Raw genomic sequence first — 18,900 nt, 5'->3', positions numbered from 1 at the left:
TGTAAAAAATACAGAGTTAAATTTTATCTGCTTCTTCACAACAAACTAAATTGCTCACTTATCCTATAAGAGAAATGTAAAGAACTTGGAAAGATTCTGTCTTATTAAAAGATAAGCAATAAAAATATACAAAACCGCGATCAAGTTTTTGTATTAACACAAGACGCAATCATAGAATAGTTAGAATAAGCTACTACGCATCTAGTTTGTATACAGTAAGCGGGCAAGATGCCCATACTACAATTCTTTTAAATTTTTGACTTATACAATTTAGCTGCACATCAGCTTAGTATGCTTATGTAGAGTTATCAGTCAGATTAAAGTGATTTGCTTTTTTCCTACACATCAGCCGATCGCGCCCTCAAAAAATAAATAAAAGTTTTCATCGGGAATTAATATTTATTAAATCTAAAACACATTGTTTGAGATCTGGTTTGTGGTCAATGGCATTTTGATTTCTTGCTCAACAGTCAGTCCCGCTAAAAATTGTCTATCGTCGCTGATATGAGGAAATTTTAATTGTGAAGCCGGAATTCCTCTTTCTAAAAGCCGCTCGCGAATAGTGGCAAAACTTCCAGCAGTCATAATTCTTAATTGGGGTGATGGAACTTGAGTTGCTCTTTTCGTTGCGTAAGAAACATGAATTTCTTGTAGGATGCGATCGAATTCAAGGATAAATTCTTGAGGATTATTAAGTGTATGACCCGATGCTAATTCAATGTTTACTAGATAATGAGGAGGAATTTCATCTTCCGATAAAGTAATACAGAAGTTTTCTAAAGACACATTAAATTCCTTTTGTAGCTGCTGCATTACCTGAGTAACGTGAAATTCAGTTGTTTTTTCTGTTGTGGAAGATAGTAAACCTCCCAAACGATGTCGGAATACAATTAAAGGTGTTTGTTCGTACCAACCCACAACTTCCACCACATCCCCAATATCGTAACGATAGAAACCGCTGTAGTTAGACATTAAAATCCGGTAATATTTTCCTACTTCCACCTCATCAGCTAAAAGTGTTTTCGGTTGCGAAACATTCCATTGCTCTTCCGGGATAAATTCAAAGAAACTAGTCTCGATCGCTAAAATCGATCCATCGCAATTAAAATCGTGATGAATACCAAAAGTACCTTCAGCAGAAGAATAGATTCCCCCAAAGACCGGAGTATCACCAAAGTATTCAGGAAATCTTTGTAAATAAAAATTTGATGTTCCACCGCGAGCAGTAGAAATGAATGAGAGATTTTCCCAAACTAGTTTTGGTGTAAGTCTTCCTTGGTCGTGTAATATCTGATACAGTTGTGCGGCTCGTTTCAGAGATGGGGATAATTGATTTTCTAGTTTTGCTCGTAGTTCCGGTTTCAAATTCACCCAAGGAGCGATAGTTCCTGTTTCTATATCTTCGATCAAATCTAAGCTGTTAGATTCCAAATAGTTACACAGTTGTAGTGCTAAAACAGGAAAATTAGAAGCGATAATTCTTAACGACGGATTTCGTAAAGCAAAAAGCAAACAAACGTAATGACGAGCCAAATTATCTTGTATCTGCAAGGCTTCATAAGGAAGCGCAAATACTTGCTGATAGAGAAAATTGTTCAGACGTAAATCACCAACGCTGACCGGACCATAATCAATTCCCCCGCTGGTGCGTCCGTATAATTGCACGGAACTTGTGAGGAATATTTTACCAACTGGTAAACCCCTTCTTCGTGCGGCTTCAGCTACAAAGCCCATGCTAACTCTATTGGCACGATTTAAGACTTTGCGCGATTGTCGAGTAACTGGAATTAACTTTTGTTTTCCAGTCGAACCGCTGGTTAAATTCAGGTAAACAACCGGATCGGGTGTCAGAATATTTTGTTCACCCTTGGCAATCCGCTCTAAGTAAGGTTCGTAGCTGCTGTAAGGTAAAATTGGCAGACGTTCCCGGAACTCGTCAACACTTTTAATTTCTGCAAACTTGTACTCTCTACCAAATTCTGTATGTTGATAAGCCTTAAGCAGCGACAGCAAAAATCTCTCCTGAACAATCGTAGGATTGCGGGTTTTACGCACAAAATCTATTTGAGACAATCTTGCCCCATTACTCAATAGGGTTAAAGCGAAATTTACCATTTTTACCTCAGACACATTATTAAAGAAATATGAACAATCTATGAAGCTACTTTACAAAACTATTTATAACTCATTAAAGTTAGGGAAATATGACTACCAAAGCTTGAAAGTGAGGAAAATATTACTACTTATATCTCGGTCTGTCGAGAGAAGTAATTTACAAACAATGTATTTATGATGTTTTAAGTAGTGTTGGCGATCGCCGTAAATCTATAGGAATAAAAATCAACTTTATATTTGGAAGTTTTGAAATTTAGAAATTTAATATACACTAAATCGATTTTGCAGTGGCAATAGTTCTACGAACGAAAGACTCAAGGATTATTAAAAAGTTCCATAATTGGAACCACTTTGCTTTAAACTAGAATTGGGCTGTGTAAAATACAAAACTCAAAATTGAGTAGGTCATTTATTTATAGAATTATTGATCGCTCGATGTATCCAGGGATAATTACTATAACATCATTAAAAAGCATTTGTGAATCTACTTCTCACCCGTCATCTGGCTTTGATTTTCAAATTTTCGTGGAATACAAGAATCCGAAACCTGGTAAGAAGGAACATAGGAATTATTTTATGGTCTATGAAATGAGGTTAGTTATGGAGTATTAACTATAAATTAGAATTTTTAATTAAATTGTCTTGATTTCCTAATAAGTTTAAGTAAATGATAATGATATAGATATGCCATTGAAATACTTTTAGTTCCAAATATAAATTAAAAAAATGAATGCACAGTTTAGCCGTAAAAAATCCAAAATTTAAATCCCCGTATTCTAATGATTGTTTTCTTACCTTGCATCAATTGACAGAGAAAGGTAGGTTGCAAGTCAAGTAAATTTTTTTGGTGATTCTGTATCAATGGTTTCGATTGCTCGTAAAAATCTATTTGAAGACATTCCTCGCTTTTTAGTGGCTCAAGCAGGAATTATGTTTGCTGTCAGCTTGGTGACTATTCAAACCGGAGTATTCAATGGGGTTATTCGCTCTACTACCACTTTAGTCGAAAACTCCCGAGCCGATATCTGGTTAACATCGGACAAGATGGTACAACTCGAATTAACTCAACCGCTTTTATACGATTATGCGGTTAGAGCTAGAAAGGTTGATGGTGTAAAACGAGCAGAAGCTTTATTGCAAGGTTCAGCTAAATGGAATGCACCTGATGGCAAAATTAATGTGGTTAAAATATACGGGTTTTCTCCTACGGGAAGACTATTTCAACCCGGAGATATGGTTAAGGGTGATGTAAAATCTTTGAGAAACCCATACACCGCAATAATTGATCAAACCAATTTAAAGTCTCTCGAAATCGAAAAAATAGCAGATGCTGGTCAAATTGGGTCTTTACCAGTAAAGGTAGTCGGCTTAACTCAAAACACGCAATCAATTGTTTCCAGTCCCTTCCTATTTACTTCCTTAGAAACAGCAAATGCTTACGCTAATGCTAGCGTGACCACGAACGTTAACTGTACCTGGGTTGGAGAAGAACTTCAATGTCGGAACGTTTATCAAAAAGATGCTGATGCGAAAAAACAGCAGTCAGCTAACGAACCACCACCTGCATTGAGCTTAAATACCCCAATATCTTATGTGCTAATCCAAGCACAACCCGGTCAAAATATCCAACAGCTTAAAAAACGTTTAGAGGCCACCTTCCCGGAAACCAAAGCATATACCACCGCCGAATTGTCTCAAAAGATACGTGTATTTTGGCAGCAGTCCACGGGGATCGGATTCATTTTAGGCTTAGGTGCCGCAGTCGGTGTAGTTGTAGGGGTGGTAGTTGTCAGTCAGATTTTATACTCAGCCGTAGCCGACCATTTACAAGAATTTGGAACACTCAAAGCGATGGGAGCGTCTAACACAATGATATATGGCGTAATTATCGAGCAAGCTTTGTGGATGGCGATTCTTGGCTATATTCCCGGAATGTTGCTTTGCTGGGGATTAGGTGCTTGGACATTAGCAACTCAAGGTATTGTCATCTTAATTAGTCCATTAACGGTCGTGGGAGTTTTTGGCATCACCGTTTTGATGTGTGTCGGTTCAGCTTTATTTGCAATTCAGAAAGTCAGTAAAGTTGATCCCGCAATTGTATTCAAAGCATAGTATCTCATGTGGCTAGAGTGTTTTATCTTAAAAGTTAATTTTATTTACATAGCCAACTATAAGTAAATTTACACTTCTCCTTGCACAAAGCTCAAAAATCAATATCCTTCCCTAAAAGAAATGACTATTTCTCAAAATCGATGTATAGTGACTTCCAGAATTGACAGTTGGAATAATTCACAGTCTATTGATGTAAGTAAATTGAAAACCTCTGCTATTTCTGCCAGAGGAGTGGAAATGGTATATCAATCTGGCAGACAGCGCTACTTAGCACTCAAAGGAATCGATTTGGATGTTCCCCAGGGTACCATCCAACTGTTAATGGGACATTCTGGTTCTGGAAAAACGACTTTACTATCAATTTTGGCAGGGATTTTGACCCCTACATCTGGGAAAGTGCATCTTTTGGGAGAAGAGATTACGCGGATGTCGCGCAAAAAGCTATCTCAGTTTAGAAGAGATAATATTGGTTTTATTTTTCAAGGCTTTAACCTTTTTGGTGCATTGAATGCAGTAGAAAACGTGCAAGTTGCTTTAGAAATCAAAGGTATTAAGGGAAAATCCGCCACTCATCAGGCTTTAGAGCTATTAGATATGGTGGGATTAGCCAATAAAGCCAATGTGCTTCCTCGCGATCTATCTGGTGGACAAAAACAGCGGGTTGCGATCGCACGTGCTTTAGCAGGAAACCCCCGGTTAATTATGGCAGACGAACCAACTGCTGCACTAGATTCTCACAACGGACAAGCTGTAATCGAATTGCTGTGTAATTTAGCTAGAGAAGGTGGAAGTACTGTTGTCATGGTAACTCACGATTCTCGAATTCAAAGTTTTGCTGACAACGTGGCATTCTTGGAAGATGGTGAAATTACGGAAAATTATTTGTAATGGGTAATTGGTAATTGGTAATTGGTAGCTCGTAGGTTGGGTTAGACACGAAAATAAGTTAAATAGGAAACGTAAATTTATGATTATCGTGTCGTAACCCAACATTCTTCTTTTAAGATAATTTGAGATATTGTAAAACACCGAAAATTTAGCTCGTAGATCGTAGGTTGGGTTAGACACAAAAATAACTTAAATTCATGATTATCATGTCGTAACGCAACATTCTTCTTTTAAGATCGTGTAGAATACCAAAAATTAAGATGTTGGGCTACGGCGCATAGACTAATTTCTAGTTAAAAACTACCATTCTTTGTGCGCCTAACCCAACCTACAACTACAACTAACAATTAACTACAAAAGGTTTAAATACTTCAATTAATTCTGAACGACTTACAGCCAAAGTCGGTAAAGATTTTGCAGTATAATCCTCACCTACAACCAAAGGAAACGGCTCGGATTTCAAAGATATCCAACAACCTCCAGCAGCCTGTAAAATTACCCAAGCACCTGCTATATCCCATACCTTGGGTGTCGCTTCAACAGCACCCAATACAGCCCCCGTCGCTACAGTCAGGAAATTATAGCTAGCAACACCGAGCATTCTGATTTTGCAGGGAAAATCTGGATTAATTATCGAAGTACTCCGAGAACATAAGTTAAAAAAATGATTTTTACTCAGATCATCCCTACTAGTTCTTATTTGACGATGATTGCAAAATGCCCCTGAAGGTAAATCTAATCCAGAATCACCTTGCCAATATCCATAAAAAGCTTCATCAGTTGGTGGTGCATAGACATAGCCAAATACAGGTGTACCTTTGTAGAGTAAACCTAGAGAAATACACCAAATAGGAATTCCCCTCGTAAAGTTAGTCGTACCGTCTAAAGGGTCAACTACCCAGCACCATTCAGTATCGGGGAAAACCTTGTTATTTTCTTCGGAGAGAATACCATGATCGGGAAATTGAGCAGCGATCGCATTTTGAATTTCGTTATCAGCCCACTTATCGGCTTTCGTGACCAAACTACCATCAGCCTTGCGATCGGCTTGTACCTTTCCAAAATCTTGCATTAACTGCTTTCCGACTCTATTCGTAATACTTTGAGAAAATTCTAAAATATTATTCCAAAAATCATTCATGTTTTTTAAAAGGGAATAGGGAAACACTCGTTCCCAGACTCCGGCTGGGAACGCATTTCAAGAGGCTCTGCCTCTAGAGATCAAGAAGAAGGCAGAGCCTTCTAAACTTTATTCCCAGGTGGAACCTGGGAACAAGAAATAGGGAATAGGGCAACACTCGTAACACTCGTTCCCAGACTCCGGCTGGGAACGCATTTCAAGAGGCTCTGCCTCTAGAGATCAAGAAGAAGGCAGAGCCTTCTAAACTTTATTCCCAGGTGGAACCTGGGAACAAGAAAACTTTATTCCCAGGTGGAACCTGGGAACAAGAAAAAACAAGAAAGCAGGTGGAACCTGGGAACAAGAAAGCAGGTGGAACCTGGGAACAAGAAAACAGGTGGAACCTGGGAACAAGAAAAACTATTTTAATCTAATTCATTTTCCAAAATAGAACCGATCGCTAACTTGGCATTTTTTTGAAACTCTTTAACATTAACTCGACGCAATAATAAAATAGCAAAAATCATTCCTATCGCTTGCAATACAAATACTAATCCATAGGCCATTGCTGGTAATTCAAATAACGTTTTACCTAAGTTTAAAAATCCTCCACCAAGTACAGTTGCCGAACCTCTGGCCATTGATTGCGCTAATCCCCAGGCACCAATAAACGTTCCCGCAGTTTCCGCAGCAGTCAAATCTAACATCAAACTAGTGGCTCCTGCTGTCAACATTCCAGATGATAATCCAAATAGCAGCAAGCCAAACATCAACAAACTTTTACTAGCGCTAAATCCTGCCATAATAATTAAACCATTGCATAGCGCCGCGCCGATACATCCAAATTTAGTAGTATTTTTTTTACCCAAACGCGGTACTAATAAAAAGCCAGTCGAACCAATTCCGATTAAAGTACCGATGCCAAAAGGAATATTTAATCTTGTGGTTTCGGCAATACACATTCCAAAAACTTCTCCACCGTAAGGTTCTAAAATTGAATCTTGCATAAAAAGGCTGATAGTTAATACCATCAAAAAGCCAAAAAAGAAACCAGTTTGACGACTGGCTGTGAGAACTTTTAATGCTTTTTTTAAAGTTATTTGGTCTTCTCTTTCTACAGCTTGCGAACGTAAAGAATAACGGGAATATTTTTTTTCTACACCGAAAGTTGCCAATATACATAGTCCGAAAACTATGGCTGGCATAATTATAAATACGGGGTTAATTGTGGCTTGCAGTTGCGCTATATCAGCTATTTTCCCTGTTTGAGAAGGGTCGTAAGATAATATAGCTGAACCGCAAACTTCTGGTGTTTCTAACAATTTAGAACTAACAATTGCCCCAATGACAATCCCAACCATCAACATTGACCAGACAACCCCAATTAGTTGAGAACGGTTGTCTTCGTCGCTTACATCTACTAATAAAGCCGCGAAAGGTGTAGAGCTTGCACTGAGAGCTAAACCGTAAACTGCAAAAACTGATGCCAGTATTGCAGCCCAACCGTAGGTTTGGAAACTCCATCCGCGAGCCTGTAAACTATAGCCCAACTGCCACACCACTTGCAGCGCCACAAAAGAAATTACCGTAAAAAAAGCTGCACCAATCCATACATACCCAGAACGATGATAGCCGCCAATCGTTTTTGCATCGGACATTTGACCAAACCAAACTCGTGCAGGGCTGACAAACTGGTACATCGCGATCGCACCTGCTGCAATCAATGGTAAAACTTTGAGTTCGTCAATCATGACTCGATTGAGTACCCCCAATGTCAGCAGGGACATAATCCCCAGTCCCATTTGAAACAAACCCAAGCGGAACATGGTTAAAATCTTGATTCTAGGAAGCGATTTGATTTGTTCCGAGTTGTTAGATTCTGGATTAGGATTACTGCTTGCCATAACTACTTAAAAATAAAACTATAAATCAAGCGGGAGTAACCAAAATTAAACTGAAACACTTATCTAATTTAATCGGTTGTTGCTTTGCTATTATCTCACTAACGATTCATCAATAAAGCTTTTAATATCAACAACAGCGATACACTTTAGGTAAAGTATTGTAAAAGTATTTAATCAATAATGGAAAGCATCATATTAGGACAAAATGCAGTATCAGTCACCCCTTTGTGTCTGGGTACTTGGGCTTGGGGTGATAAACTATTTTGGAATTATGGTAATGAATACGGTTCCGAACAGGTAGAACAAGCTTTTAATGCTGCGATCGAGGCGGGTATTACGTTTTTTGATACTGCGGAAGTCTATGGTTTGGGGCTTTCAGAAGAATTGCTCGGACAGTTTATCAAAAAAACGGATAAACAAGTGCAAATTGCCACCAAGTTCGGTCCTTTACCCTGGCGATTTTCTGCTGAATCTGTTAGCGATGCATTAACTGAGAGTCTTAAACGTCTCCAAGTACAACAAGTTGCATTGTATCAAGTACATTGGCCATTTACTTTTTTTCTCAGCCAAGAAACATTGATGAATGCTTTAGCAACGGAGGTAGAACTCGGCAGAATTAAAGCTATTGGTGTAAGTAATTACTCCCAAAGTCAAATGCAGGAAGCACATGAAATTTTAGCTCGTCGCGGTATACCTTTAGCAGTTAATCAAGTGCGTTATTCTTTATTAACTCGTCAAGTTGAAACCCAAGGAATTATTAGTGCCGCGAAACAATTAGGTGTGACAATTTTGGCATATAGTCCTTTAGCTCAAGGATTGCTAACAGGAAAATATACGACAGATAATACTATAAATCCGACTGGTGCAAGAAAAATAGACCCGCGATTTAGTAAAGATAACTTACAAAAAATCGAGCCAGTTATATCATTATTACGAACTATTGGCGAAAAATATAGTCGTACTCCCGCGCAAGTCGCTCTCAACTGGTTAATTGCTCAAGGTAATGTCATTCCTATTTCTGGAGTCAAAACAGCAGAACAGGTTCAACAAAATGCTGGTGCTTTGGGTTGGAAATTGAGCGATGATGAGGTTGCTCAATTAGATCGAATTAGCCGTCCTTGGTTGAATTAACAATTAACAATTATTAATGATTGGGCATTGGGAAGATAATTCTTAACTCCGGTGGTACTAACTAATCTAAAATCTAAAATTAAATAATTACTGGCTCCATTGCGATCGTTTTAACTTTCTTCTTCCTTGTTCGGAAGCATGATTGCATTGGAACCAGTTACTTTTTGACTTTTGATTTGATCTCTCTACCAGTATTGTTCTAAATAAATTCTGAAATTTACTAACTAGTAGAGATTATTTCTACAACAAAACCAATTTATTAATTAAGATGCAGATTCTTTTGCGGTGCTAGAACCGTATTGACTCTGATGCATGGCAGAAGTTTCTCGTTGGTTTGTTTTAAGTTTGGGTTTCGGAGATCCACCACCACGTTCACCACCACGTTCACCACCACGTTTTCCATTTCCATTTCCATTTCCACTATTGCCTTCCTGCACCCAACGGCGGTTTTTATCTCCACCACCAGAGGAACGACGTGAAGAAGAACGTAATCTGGGTTGGTTTGAACTCGTATAGTTCGCGTCTTCTTCGGGAATGCTTTCTGCTTTTAACCAATCCGGACGGGTTTGGTCGTAAGCCATTTGTAAAGCTGCTGCTGCGATCGCGTGAGCATCATATTCTTCGCTTAGTTCGCGCACTATTGGTAAGAATGAAGCCAAACGTTCGCCACTCAAAGCTTCTTTAACTTGAAGTTGCAGTTTTTCCAACTGTCGCGCTTCGATTTGAGCGCGGGTAGGAATAGAAAGCATTTGCCAATTCTGGCGGTTGTGACGTTCAATTGTTTGCTGTTTGCGTCGCTCAAATGGCTGTACCAAGGAAATTGCAGTTCCTTCTTTACCAGCTCTACCAGTACGACCAATACGGTGAACGTAAGTTTCTACGCTATCAGGTAAATCAAAGTTGATTACGTGGGTAAGTTCGTCAACATCCAAGCCCCTTGCAGCAATATCAGTTGCTACAACCCAACGAACTTGACGATTGCGGAAGCGTCCTAACAATCTTTCCCGCGCTTGTTGGGATAAATCACCGTGGTATTCATCAGCACTGTGACCGGCTGACTGCAACTGATTGGTTAATTCGGCTGCGGTACGTCGGGTACGAACGAAAATTAATGCCGTATCCGGATCTTCCATTTCCAAGATCGGTTGTAAAGCTCTAGCTTTAGTCCAGTGACGCGGTATCAAGTAAGCTACCTGATTAATTTTATTCGGAGCAGCTTTTGGTTGTTGAACCGTTACTGTTACGGGGTCGTTTAAATATTTATTCACCAATTGGCGAATTGAGGGCGGCATTGTCGCCGAAAATAAAGCTGTCTGACGCTCTTTTGGTGCTTTAGAAAGAATTTTCTCTACATCATCAATAAAGCCCATGCTCAACATTTCATCGGCTTCATCCAGCACAAACCACTTTACATGGTCGAGCTTCAAGCAGCCTCTATCGAGCAAATCAATTACTCGTCCCGGTGTACCAACAACAACGTGAACTCCACGTTTTAACTGCATCATTTGACGGTCAATTGACTGACCACCATAAATTGCCACAATTTTCAATCTTTCAGTGCCAACAAATTCTGCAATAGCACTATGAACCTGCATTGCAAGTTCGCGAGTTGGAGCTAAAACTATAGCTTGGACTGCTTTTTCATTAGCATCTAGCCGCTCTAAGATTGGTAGGGAAAATGCTGCCGTTTTACCAGTTCCAGTCTGAGATTGACCTACTACATCGCGACCTGATAACAGTTGAGGAATTGCCTGTTCTTGAATATTAGTCGGTGTTGTAAAACCCAGTTTTTCTAGTTGTGCAAGGCGCTGTTGTGAAATCCCTAAATCTTCAAAAGTAAGACTCATCAATTCTCCTATGTTCTAAGTTTATTTGATCGATTATTTGTGTTAATTAATTTGTCAGCTTAATCAAATACAGCAAGCTAAATTTAAACCAATTTACCGTATAAGTCGTATGTATCAGCCTTATGTATTTCTACTGGCACAATTGCTCCTAAACGAGCTTCTCCACGAACATATATTTGTCCGTCTACCTCTGGCGCAAATCTACCAGAACGACCTATTAGTTCTCCCGTAGTGGGATTTTCTTGCTCAATTAACACATCAACTACTTTACCAATTTCGATCTGGTTTTTCTTCCAAGAAATCGGCTGCTGAATTTGCATTAGTATATCTCGCCGCTCATCCATTAATTGTTGCGGCAATTGCAAAGGCAAGTTGTACGCTTCTGTTCCTTCCTCCGGTGAAAAAGTGAAAACACCTACATGGTCAAACTCATGACGCTCGACAAATTCACATAAATGCTCAAAATGCTCGTCTGTCTCCCCAGGAAAACCCACGATGAAGGTTGTTCGCAGCACAGCATTCGGTAGCGCTTCTTTTATGCGCTCGATAACCGCATCGTTCACCTGTCCTTGCCAGGGACGATTCATAGTGCGAAGAATTTCAGGATGGGAATGCTGTAACGGTAAATCTAAATAAGGCAAAACATTCGGTGTTTCTTTAATCGCCGCAATCACATCTGGGGTTAGTCCCGTTGGATAAGCATAGTGCATTCTAATCCACGGTATATCTACCTTACCCAGAGCGCGAAATAGTTCTGCCAACTGGGGTTTCTTGTAAATATCTATACCGTAATTTGTCGTAATCTGGGAAATTAATATTATCTCCCGTACTCCTTGAGATGCCAAATGCTCTGCTTCTGCGACAATTGATTCAATAGTACGCGAACGTTGCTTCCCTCGTAGATGAGGAATTATACAAAACGCACAGCGATAATCGCACCCTTCCGCGACCCTTAAATAAGCTACACCTTCTGAAGTAGTCCGATAGCGAGGCGTTGTTTCATCGGCGATAAAAGTAGGCTCGGCGCTTACTTGCTTGACACGTTCGCCTGCTTGGGTTCGCTCAATTACATTTACGATTTTATCGTAATCGCCCGTACCTACAACCGCTACTGCTTCTGGCAGTTCTTCGAGTAATTGCTCTTGAAAATGCTGCGCCATGCAGCCAGTAATGACTATCTTCTTATCGGCTTCTGCTAATTCTACTAAAGTTTTAACAGATTCTTCTCGCGCTGCCGCAATAAAACTACAAGTATTGACAATAACGTAATCTGCTAATTCTTCATTACAATCTACGCCATAACCTGCTTCTACAAGCAAACCGAGCATATGCTCTGTATCAATTCTGTTTTTCTCGCAGCCTAGGTGAGAAAATGCAATTGTTGGCTTATCACCCATATTATAAAAGATATTTTGCTGTTTCGAGTTAAATTTCCGGACATAATGAGCGATTGGTTATAGATTTTTGCCATTTTTCGATCGCAAAAATTTTCTAGACTTACACCTCACTATTCTTAAGCAATATACACCCACTGTAGGTAAAATATTTTTTCTACCTTACTTAAAATCTATTCGTTCTCCATAGGTATAAAACAGTCTTTTTAACTGTTGAACCTTGAATCGTTTTATTTACATATTATTAATTTGTGGTATTTTTCATTACCGCAATCCGTAAACAACACTGAATTTGCTCATTAGGAAGCAACCGACTAACATCGGTTTTTTGTAGAGAAGTCGCTACCCTAAAGGAAATCGCAGGCTGAGTTACGCTTTAGCTAGCGGTAATATTACCCTTTCCCCAGACGATTGCCTGTATCTGTAGCAGACCATACACTCTTTTAGGTAAAGCTGCAAGCCGCAGGAATATGAGCGGCAGACTCCTCTTGTCTTACTCTCTCTATCTTAACATATCTTATGAAATTTTTTGTGGCAAATTAGGTCTATTGGTAGAGGTAGATTATTTTTTCATCTAAAGTCAATTTTTAAAGAGAATCACAAATAAGGAAATTTATTTATCCCGGTTTTAAAAGATAGCGTTGACATACTGCTTTTTTGTTGCTTACGTTGCTAAATTTATTTTTAGCAATCCCCGTTCTCAGCCCTAAAGGGCAGGGCGGGGTAGTTGAAGCTGTATAATTATAATATAGTTATTCACCGTCCAAAAAACGTTGACAGCATATAAATGTGCTACCGCTACATCCCACCCATAAATGCGGTGGTTTTTGCTTGAAATTCTGTAAAATAGTCTTCATGTGTTTTTTACTTGGGTTTTATCCAAGTTAATGGTACGAATCACTCCTTTGCTGGTTAATTCCCGTACTAGTACAGCAAGGCGAAAGTAAAAAGGCATTTATTACGAAAGAAAGCTTATTCTATATGCTTTTTAGCCATTTTGAATGGTAGTTTTATTACCGCCGAACTGTACTATATATTATCAAGTCAAACAGGATACCAGGGTAATATCGGTCGTAGCAACGTTGCTTTTGCTTTATTAACAATAAACAAACGTGCCATTTGCCTCTCTGCCGGGAAACCACATAAAGTCCGTAAAAAAAAAAGACGTGGATCTATATCAGTTATTTAAGACACGAAGACCAATTATTGGTGTGGTTCATCTGTTACCACTGCCTACTTCACCACGCTGGGGAGGTAGTCTCAAAGCGATAATTGACCGTGCGGAACAAGAAGCAGTTGCCCTTGCTAGCGGCGGAATTGACGGTATTATTGTCGAGAATTTTTTTGATGCGCCGTTTACAAAGAATCATGTAGACCCAGCGATTGTCAGTGCAATGACTGTAGTGGTACAGCGGATACAAAATCTTGTCACTTTGCCTATCGGCTTAAACGTGTTGCGGAACGATGCCAGAAGCGCGATCGCGATTGCCAGCTGTACCCAAGCGCAATTTATCCGCGTTAACGTGCTAACGGGGGTAATGGCAACAGACCAAGGATTAATAGAAGGAGAAGCGCATCAATTACTTAGATACCGGCGAGAATTAGGCTGTGATGTCAAAATTATGGCGGATGTATTGGTGAAACACGCTCGTCCCCTGGGTTCGGTTAATTTGACAACTGCCGTTCAAGATACAATTGAGCGGGGATTAGCGGATGCAGTGATTTTATCGGGTTGGGCTACGGGTAATCCTCCCAATCCTGATGATTTGGAACTAGCATCAAATGCAGCGAAAGGGACTCCGGTATTTGTTGGTAGTGGGGCGAGTTGGGATAATATTGCTACACTAATGCAAGCTGCGGATGGTGTAATAGTTTCTAGTTCTTTGAAACGTCACGGGAACCGCGACCAAACTATAGACCCAATCCGCGTCAGCCAGTTTGTAGAAGCTGCTCGACTCAATTTTAATTCCAAAGGTCACGAATCAGCTTCTTTCAAGCTACATTCTTAAGAACGGAAATTGGGAATTGTAGTGGTTAACAATTGTAGTAATTAGCGTTCGTCATTCAAGAACCAACACAATAATATTGTATTGCCTGAATTGTCGTCATACTTACGGATTTTAAGTTTAGTTTGCAACACAAGTTAATTTTAACTAAATTAAGCTATGTAAGCTATGAGACATCAGATTTTAATTGCTGGTGTTATACAGATTTAGAATATAACGTCCTAGTTTATTACCTATTTCCGATTTATTAATCCCAATTAATAATGTTTTAGCTTATGATTCGTCGTCGTTCTACTCCTTGGATTCATCGCTTCTCCCGTTTACTAATCGCAGGAATTGCTTCTTGCGGTGCTTTAGTAACTGGCTATCTGACCATTGTCAAATTAAGAGGAGGAGAAGTTGCCTGTACTGCTTCCTCTGCAACTGCGGGGTCGGCTTCTGGATGCAACAGCGTTCTTTCTAGTCCTTGGGCAACTGTTCTCGGACAGCCATTAGCTTTGTTCGGGTTTCTAGCATATTTTAGTATGCTGGTATTTGCTCTTGCACCTTTGCTTTTAAAAAGTGGGGAAAATAAAGAGCAGCGTCAGAAGTTAGAAAACTTAACATGGACATTTCTGCTGATTGGCTCGATCGCCATGACGGTTTTCAGCAGCTATCTAATGTATGTTTTATTTAGCCAGATCAAAACTGTTTGTCCTTACTGTATTGCATCCGCTCTATTTTCCCTAACGATGCTGGTCTTAACTATTATCGGTCGTAGTTGGGAAGATATAGGGCAAATTTTCTTTACTGCGGTAATTGTCGGCATGGTAACGCTGATTGGGACATTAGGTGTTTATGCTGGTGTGACACCTAATGGAACTCAGACAACCGATTCTACTAAAGGTGGGCCAATTAGCTTTGTTCCCCAAGCAAATCCTCAACCCGGAGTTGGTTGGGAAGTTACCACCACTTCTGGGGAAGCAGAAATCGCATTAGCACGTCATCTCAAAGAAATTGGAGCCAAAGAATATATTGCTTGGTGGTGTCCTCACTGTCACGAGCAAAAGCTATTATTTGGTAAGGAAGCCTATCAAGAAGTACCTCATACAGATTGCGCTCCAGCTGATAATCCTAATAATGTGAAACCGGAGTGTAAAACAGCCGGGATTGAAAGCTATCCTACTTGGAAGATCAAGGGTAAAACCTATACAGGAGCGCAAAGTCTTGAAGAATTAGCAAAAGTTTCTGGTTATCAAGGTCCGACCAATTTCAAGTATTATCTACGTCGTTGAGATCGGATTGCAAAAAATAATTTATCTAATAATCGTAATGTGACCTAGCACGCGCTACCGTTGGAAAATTAGATATTTTTCAGTTTGCAAGTCCCTTAGACAAATTCCAATTTGCAAAAATTAAATCTAAAAAGCCAACTGAGGTATTAGCTTCTGTTGGCTTTTTATTTTCATTAAAAAGATAATCGCAATACAATGTATAAAAAATATATTTATATATTATTTTATATAAGTTAAAGTACTTAAAAATCGAAAACAAATAATTCTTTGGAACCCATGCCTAGTGAGTCACAAAAAGAATATTCGCGACTATTCTACATTTACTCGTAAAAGATAATTTTTTACATACTTACATAAAATTCGGTTTATACCTAAATAGTAAAGGAGAATTAAAATTTATATACAAACATCAATAATTTAATATTTAGCACTTGCCGATAGGATGTTTATGTAAGTACCCTTTAATTATGTAAAATCACTACTTGTACTAAACAGATACTTGTAATTACTTGAAAATGTGCCGTTGGTTCATAGATACAATCACTGACATAAAATATAGAGCTATGTAAGTTTCCCTAGGGAACCATACTCAGCTAAAACATTTCTAAAAATTTTAGTAAACAGTTAGAACAACTTGGTCTATTAATTACATTCAATTAAATAGATTTTATGCATATGTTCATCATTTTACCAAAATCTCTAAGTACAAAGTATAGTTAGCACCTTAACTGTATTAAGTAGGTCGGGGTTGAAAATCGTAATCATCACAGGGAGTAGGGACAAGGCTTTGATACCAGTTTACATTCCGTTACATAGTTGGTTTTATTTATGCCGACTTACTTGAAAATTTTTCTCCCGATTTGGTAATGGGAACAAGAAAAAAACTAGGCAAAGATGTACAAAAATCAATCTTTGCGCTGCAAACAAAACTTTTTAGAAGACACAGAGAATTAATAACTGCTTCTAGCGTTGTATTTTGTGTACTTGTATTACGCTACCTAGGGTTATTGCAATCTTTAGAATGGACTGCTTTAGACCAGTTCTTTCAATTACGTCCAGTTGAACAACATCAAGAACGTATTACCATAGTCGCTATAGATGAAGCTTCTTTGCAAGAACTAAATTCTTGGCCCATTTCCGATCGCAAAGTAGCTGAATTATTAGAAAAAATAAAAGCTTATAAACCCCGTGCTATTGGTTTAGACGTTTATAGAGATTTAGCAGTATCACCTGGTAGTAAAAACTTGGAAGAAGTATTTGCATCAACACCGAATTTAGTTGGTATTGAATTACTCTCAGATAATCCAAACGACCGGGTTAAACCACCACCTATATTAAGCAAAAAAAACCAAGTAGGTTTTAATAATGTGATAGTGGATGTTGATGGTAAAGTGCGTCGCGGTTTACTGTATTTGCATATTAATAATACTGGATATGAAAGCTTTGCTTTAAAATTGGCGCGACTATATTTGAAAGCTGAGGGTATTACACCTAAAAATGCAGAAAATTCTGACTATTTACAATTAGGTAAAGCTACATTTACTAGATTTAAACAAAATGATGGTGGCTACATCAAAGCTGATGATGGTGGTTATCAATTTTTATCTAACTTTTCCAAACCTGTTTGTAACGAAAGCTGTGAAAAAGGCTATGGTTTTCGTAAAATACCTTTAATAAAAATATTAGATGGAGAAGTACCCAGAAGTTGGATTGAAGACCGTATCGTGCTAATTGGTTCTACTGCACCCAGCTTACAGGATTTAAAATTAACTCCATACTCTAGCGATTTTACGGACAAAGAACCGCAGTCTATAGCTGGTGTAGAATTACAGGCTTATTTTATTGATGAAATTCTTTCCGCAGCTGTCGAAGGAAGGGAATTACTTAAAGTGTGGTCTGAACCTATGGAATGCGTATGGATTATAATTTGGGCTTATGTAGGGGCAATAACTAGATGGCGAATTAGGAGTTCAAGCACCAATTTATTATTAGTATTGCTTTTCAGTTTTATGTTAACAGGTAGCGCTTATTTGTTATTTTTAAAAGGCTGGTGGATACCACTGGTTCCTGCCTTAATAACTTACGTTACCTCAGTAATTTTTATTACCAGTCAAATCGCTCATTCTCAGGAAGAATTTAAACGTTCTAGAGAGTTTTTACGACAAGTTATTAATACAGTCGCAGACCCTATTTACGTTAAAAATGAAAAGCATGAATGGATTGTTTTAAACGATGCTTACTGTGAGTTGGTTGGCTGTCCTAAAAATAACTTAATCGATAAGTTAGACTATGATTTTTTCCCTAGACATGAAGCTGATGATTTTAGAGAAAAAGATGAGTATGTTTTTCAAACTCAAAAATTATTAGAAAACGAAGAAGAACTTACAGATGCTAATGGTAAGCTTCATCTACTCGCGACTAAACGTTCGCTTCATAAAGATGCTGCTGGTAACTTATTCTTAGTTGGTGTAATTCGCGATATTACTAAACGTAAACTTATAGAAGAAGAACTTAAGCGTACTGCCGATGAATTGTATCGTTCTAATAAAGAACTAAGACATCAAGAAGACCATTTGCGCTATATTGCTTATCACGATGCTCTTACCGGATTACCAAATCGGAAAGCTTTTACAGAAGAACTTCATGAGTCTTTGTGTTGGGCCCAAAACGGTGATTACTTGCTAGCATTGCTGTTTGTAGATTTAGATGGTTTTAAGCAAGTAAATGACTCTTTAGGACATGAAATGGGCGACCTTTTGTTAGTAACGGTTGGTCAACGACTTAACAATTGTTTGCGTGGTAGCGATACTGTTTCCCGTTTGGGGGGGGACGAGTTCACAATTATTTTACGTCGGATTCCTAACCCACAAGTTGCTGCTAAAATTGCTGATAAAATTCTTACAAGTCTTACAGAACCAATTACCTTAGAAGGTCATAGTGCCAAGGTTTCCGCGAGCATCGGTATCAGCATTTATCCGTATACTGCTTACAACTCAGAAACATTACTCAAGCAAGCGGATACTGCAATGTATCGTGCGAAGCATCTGGGGAAAAATCGTTATGAATTTGCTGAATGAATAGGGAGTTGGGAGTTAGGAGTTGGGAGTTA

The 18,900-nt window shown here is 38.7% G+C and carries 11 protein-coding genes; 6 read left to right on the top strand and 5 right to left on the bottom strand.

Annotation, left to right across the window (positions count from 1 at the left end):
* Nucleotides 1–408 precede the first annotated feature (408 nt).
* A complete protein-coding gene (locus VB797_RS25640) occupies nt 409–2,115 on the bottom strand; it encodes a GH3 auxin-responsive promoter family protein (protein WP_323240583.1) in 1,707 nt (568 codons plus the stop codon).
* An 861-nt stretch (nt 2,116–2,976) separates the two neighbouring features.
* Here VB797_RS25640 and VB797_RS25635 point away from each other — a divergent pair.
* Nucleotides 2,977–4,227 carry an FtsX-like permease family protein gene (locus VB797_RS25635; protein ID WP_323240582.1) on the top strand — a complete coding sequence of 417 codons (1,251 nt, stop codon included), beginning with the start codon at nt 2,977–2,979 and terminating at the stop codon, nt 4,225–4,227.
* A gap of 120 nt (nt 4,228–4,347) precedes the next feature.
* Entirely contained in the window at nt 4,348–5,115 is a 768-nt protein-coding gene (locus tag VB797_RS25630; protein ID WP_323240581.1) for an ABC transporter ATP-binding protein, read from the top strand.
* Nucleotides 5,116–5,455: 340 nt separating this feature from the next.
* On the opposite strand, the gene VB797_RS25625 is transcribed toward VB797_RS25630, so the two are convergent.
* The gene (locus VB797_RS25625) at nt 5,456–6,256 is read right to left on the bottom strand and encodes an inositol monophosphatase family protein (protein WP_323240580.1); all 801 of its coding nucleotides are present in this window, start codon (nt 6,254–6,256) and stop codon (nt 5,456–5,458) included.
* 404 nt (nt 6,257–6,660) lie between these two features.
* On the bottom strand, nt 6,661–8,139 hold the full coding sequence (locus tag VB797_RS25620; RefSeq protein ID WP_323240579.1) for a BCD family MFS transporter: 1,479 nt from the start codon (nt 8,137–8,139) through the stop codon (nt 6,661–6,663).
* 180 nt (nt 8,140–8,319) lie between these two features.
* On the opposite strand from VB797_RS25620, the gene VB797_RS25615 reads away from it, so the two are divergent.
* Nucleotides 8,320–9,270 carry an aldo/keto reductase gene (locus VB797_RS25615; protein ID WP_323240578.1) on the top strand — a complete coding sequence of 317 codons (951 nt, stop codon included), beginning with the start codon at nt 8,320–8,322 and terminating at the stop codon, nt 9,268–9,270.
* Nucleotides 9,271–9,533: 263 nt separating this feature from the next.
* Here VB797_RS25615 and VB797_RS25610 read toward each other — a convergent pair whose 3' ends face one another.
* Together VB797_RS25610 and rimO are read right to left on the bottom strand one after the other, a co-directional pair.
* Nucleotides 9,534–11,117 carry a DEAD/DEAH box helicase gene (locus VB797_RS25610; protein WP_323240577.1) on the bottom strand — a complete coding sequence of 528 codons (1,584 nt, stop codon included), beginning with the start codon at nt 11,115–11,117 and terminating at the stop codon, nt 9,534–9,536.
* A gap of 83 nt (nt 11,118–11,200) precedes the next feature.
* Nucleotides 11,201–12,514 (bottom strand): 30S ribosomal protein S12 methylthiotransferase RimO, encoded by a 1,314-nt coding sequence (rimO, locus tag VB797_RS25605; protein ID WP_323240576.1) that lies wholly within the window; start codon nt 12,512–12,514, stop codon nt 11,201–11,203.
* 1,163 nt (nt 12,515–13,677) lie between these two features.
* Here rimO and btpA point away from each other — a divergent pair.
* The 3 genes from btpA (at nt 13,678) to VB797_RS25590 (ending at nt 18,868) form a co-directional block, all read left to right on the top strand.
* Nucleotides 13,678–14,520 (top strand): photosystem I biogenesis protein BtpA, encoded by an 843-nt coding sequence (btpA, locus tag VB797_RS25600; RefSeq protein WP_323240575.1) that lies wholly within the window; start codon nt 13,678–13,680, stop codon nt 14,518–14,520.
* A 272-nt stretch (nt 14,521–14,792) separates the two neighbouring features.
* A complete protein-coding gene (locus VB797_RS25595) occupies nt 14,793–15,791 on the top strand; it encodes a vitamin K epoxide reductase family protein (protein WP_323240574.1) in 999 nt (332 codons plus the stop codon).
* Between the two features lie 866 nt (nt 15,792–16,657).
* The gene (locus VB797_RS25590; RefSeq protein ID WP_323240573.1) at nt 16,658–18,868 is read left to right on the top strand and encodes a CHASE2 domain-containing protein; all 2,211 of its coding nucleotides are present in this window, start codon (nt 16,658–16,660) and stop codon (nt 18,866–18,868) included.
* The last annotated feature ends 32 nt before the right edge of the window (nt 18,869–18,900 follow it).

It is taken from the genome of Rivularia sp. UHCC 0363 (assembly GCF_034931125.1).
In the GTDB taxonomy this organism is placed as follows: Bacteria; Cyanobacteriota; Cyanobacteriia; order Cyanobacteriales; family Nostocaceae; genus Rivularia.
Note: the sequence above shows the minus strand (reverse complement) of the source record. Positions and strands in the feature narration are given on the sequence as shown.